This window comes from Bradyrhizobium sacchari (genome assembly GCF_002068095.1).
In the GTDB taxonomy this organism is placed as follows: domain Bacteria; phylum Pseudomonadota; class Alphaproteobacteria; order Rhizobiales; family Xanthobacteraceae; genus Bradyrhizobium; species Bradyrhizobium sacchari.
In genome coordinates, this window is record NZ_LWIG01000047.1 from 1 (window position 1) to 3,863 (window position 3,863).

Consider the following 3,863-nt stretch of genomic DNA (forward strand, 5'->3'; position numbering starts at 1 on the left):
CCGCCGCTTGCGGACGGTGAGCCCTTCCTCGCGATAAAGCCGGTAGATCCGGTTGATCCCCGATGGCTCGCCCTCCCGCCGCAGCAGGACGAACAGGCGGCGATATCCGAAACGCCGCCGCTCGTTGGCGAGATCGCGCAATCGGCTACGCAGAACTGCGTCCGGTGGGCGGCTGGAGCGATAGCGGATCATCTTCCGATCCGAACCCACGATCGAGCAGGCCCGCCGTTCCGACAGGCTCATAACGGCCTGCAGATGCGCGACAGCAGCGCGCTTGGCGGCGGGCCCTACCATTTTTTTGAAAGGAGCTCGCGAAGTGCGGCTGCATCGAGCATCTGCTCGGCCAGAAGCTTCTTCAGCTTCCCGTTCTCCTCCTCCAGGGCCCTCAACCGCTTCGCCTCGGAAACGTCCATGCCGCCGAATTTGGCCTTCCAATTGTAGATTGTCGCCTCGGAGATCCCGTGCTTGCGAGCCAGCTCGGCCGTCTTCGCCCCGGCCTCATGCTCCTTCAGCACCGCAATAATCTGCTCTTCCGTGAACCGTGCTCGCTTCATCTGTCCGTCCTTCTTCGGGCCGGACTCTAACTCTTTCTGGAGGAAATGCTCAGTGGCAGGTCACATGAGACGGAATACCGTACCCTGAATCAAGTACAGCACGAGCGTGCTCGGCCCCAATTTCGCGGCGATAAAGCGGACCACCCGATTTGAGTGACCAATACTCCAGCATCGAAGCAGGACCTCAATCATTACCACTGAGGCAGCTGCGGAGCCGAGAAACATCAGAAGCACATTTTTTGCCGACTGCAAATCCTGGACCAAAGCGAGATTGTTGTAGACATAAGCGTCGTTGCGCCAGGCCAGAAAGCACGCCGCTATTGAGGCAGACATAATCAAGAACTGCCTGTGAGAGCAAATTATGCTCGTCCACCGTTCTCTCGACTGCGCAAATAAAATCCGAGGCAAAAAAACGGGTACACATACTTTATGAGAGGGAATATGGAAAAAGTCAGAGGCGCCGGCACGACCAGAATGACGGATACGAACAAAGCCCAGCACGACCAATGATTGAAGATCGAAATAGTTTTAGCGAAAACAAAAACAAATGAACGCGGCCCAGACGAACCAGTATGTGCCAACCAACTCATTCAAGAATTGCAAAGCGGTGTCTGGTGCGCCCGTCGATCGGGGAAACACGATAAACTTCAATGACTCCAGAAGAGAACACCAAAACAGCATCGGCACCAGGAGCTGCATCGCACGATCGCGATAGCTTGCGTGAACGACTTTACCAATAGCGCTCGGCAAGAAAGATAACCGCTTATCGCCATAAAGAGGGGCATGTGGAACATGTAGATCCATTTGAAGCACGCCGAATCCCAAAACCCTTGATTTTGGTAGAGGATATATTGGATCAGGTGACCGACGACCACTAAAATGATGAGCACTCCTTTGGTGAAGTCCAAAGCGAGATCGCGATCGTACGCTGTCTCAGGCACAACCGTTCCTGTTACATGATGTATCAACATCTCGGCACACTTATCCAACTAGCCCAATACATAGCTGAGGTTTGCCAACACCCAACCTCGCTGTTGCCTAGTCTGTTTGCATGGAAATCGAGCTAGCCGATGACAGCGCAGACAATTGACATCGAGAGTCTACCTTCAATTGCTGACTGTGCGATAAAGGCCGAAGGGACAGGGGAAACGGGCTATACGATGGTTTATCGATTTTTGTTGCACCATGCCCGCTTTATCGGCCTCCCGGGTCCAGCGTGACCTTGCACTCTGCTCGCGAGCGGACCAGGTGTTTGCAGGGCCCTGCTGCCTCTTCAGCCACGTTCAGGATAAATGCGTACGCGCTGGCGGCCCTCGCTGTCCTCCAACTCGCCCCTGTAAGGCACCCCGCGGATTTCGAAATATGTTGGGCGCCCAGGCTCGGGCATGATGTGCTCACCTTCTAGGACGCGGACCAGGTAGGGCGGCAGGAATCGCTCCCGGTGCTCCCATCCGCCCCGAATCAAATACCCAAGATCGACTGCACCTTCCTCAGTTCGCGCAGCCCTGACGATCTGCGGGGGACGATGGAGGGGCTGGGATGGGCCAGCTTCATTTGCTCCACCAGCTCGCGGATGATGGATCAGGCGAACATCCATGCGGCCTCCTGGTCCGAACGTCGCGGAATAGCGCTCCCCATTGATCGCAAACTGACTTGGCCCGAACTGGCTCGGCAGCAGATTGATATTGCTCAACACATCGATCAATACGTCTGAAGCGGCCTGGGAGCCGTGGCGCCAGTCGCCGCCAACGATCGCTCCAATATCGCGCAGCTCCGGTCCCGCGCCCGGCGGTTCTGCAAACGACGAGGCGGCTGCGATTTCCGGCGCTGGCGCAGAGCGCGCATCGTCACGCAAATGATGGAGTGTGGGTGGATCCAGATCAACAAAGGAGTCAAGACCATGGTAGAGGTTTGACGATGTGGGTCTAACGGAAGATGGCGATGCGGGTTCGTGTATCTGTTGTCCAAGCCAAACCCAGGCTCCCTGGCTCGGAGTGGCCGGAGTAGCAGGAAGCTCCTGCGGCGGATGAGCTTGCGCGGCCCAGTGCGGCGCTGCCGCCTGGGAGGCGGGTTCGTGGATTGGCTCGCCAAGCCAGTCCCATGCTCCCGCGCTCGGCGTAGGCGGCGCTGCGGGAAGCTGCTGCGACGACCCGGCCTGCCAATTGCGGGGTGGCGCTGGCGTCAATATGGTGGGCCCGTGGATCTGCTCGCCAAGCCAATCCCATGCTCCGGCGCTCGGGGTAGCTGGCGTTGCTGGAGGCTCTTGCAGTGAGCGCGTCTGTCGAGCAGCTTCGTAAAAAGGCTGGGCCGGATTTTGAGGAGGCGGCAATCCAAGGCTCCTGTTCGCCTCTAGGATTTGTTCGTACCGGCCAAGTCTGACCAGATCAGGTTTGATCTTGCTGTCCTTGGTTTCGCGCCTGTACTCCTCGACATCCCGGTCAAGCCCGGGGGTGGAAAGTCGGCCAGCCATTGGCGGCCGATCATGCTTCTGCAGCCACTCACTCAGCCTAGACATGCGGCGAGCTTGCCTATCGATCGTCTCCGGCTCAATGCTGCGCGTCGCCTTTTCCGCCGCCGACCACATGTCGATGAGGGCTGCATCCGCGCCGTGAGGAGCCAGTCGGCGGAGATCGGCCACCAGGACCTTGCCGGCACGGAAGTCACGCAACTTCTTCAAGGCCGCCTTGATGCGTCTGCTGCGATCCTTTGCGTAGGTGTCCACATCCGCATCCAGCTCAGCTTCCAGCTGACGGTTTGCCACCTCCGGATGGTCCTGCTGCGCGTTTTCCAATTCCCGGCCAATTCGATCCGCAATCGAGGGCCTGCCGGCCGTGCTCAGGCGCGCGCTCAAATAGCGCAAATCGGCTGCTGCATTCTTGATCGTGCCGTCGGTGGGGTTACCCGCCGCGTTCTCTCTGAAATCTTTTATCAGCACCTCGTCGGCCTCAGGGACAGGCGCCCCGCGCGTCCGGCCCGGCTGCCTAGCATAGTCAATGCGAAAATTTGTGGAAAAGGCATCCCCCTGTCCCGCATTGCGCGAGGACTTTTCGTTGCTGCTCCCGCCGAAAGCCTTGCCGATCCCTGACTTGAAGCGTGACCATAATCCGCCGCTTTTTCCGCTGTTGGCCGACGCGGCGGACGCTGCGTCCGGAAAGCTGTAGCGCGCGCTGCTGAACAGATCATCTCGCAAGCGCTGCGGCACTTGCGCCGAAGCGGGCAGCAGGACGCTCGGAATGTCTACGCTCCGGCGCGTGTCGCCCAGCTCACTCTCCCTAAAAGCGGAGTGCGGCGGCAGGCGCATCGAACCGC

General features: G+C 58.8%; 1 protein-coding gene and 2 pseudogenes. All 3 read right to left on the reverse strand.

Features of this window, described 5'->3' with window-relative positions; genetic code table 11:
• A pseudogene (locus A5906_RS31485) lies at positions 1-554 on the reverse strand (transposase); the annotation flags it as partial.
• A gap of 63 nt (positions 555-617) precedes the next feature.
• Positions 618-1,525 (reverse strand): annotated as a pseudogene (nolL, locus tag A5906_RS46245) (nodulation factor fucose acetyltransferase NolL); the annotation flags it as partial.
• 302 nt (positions 1,526-1,827) lie between these two features.
• Positions 1,828-3,863 (reverse strand): hypothetical protein (locus A5906_RS31495; RefSeq protein WP_430642430.1); only part of this gene is annotated, 2,036 nt, incomplete at its 5' end.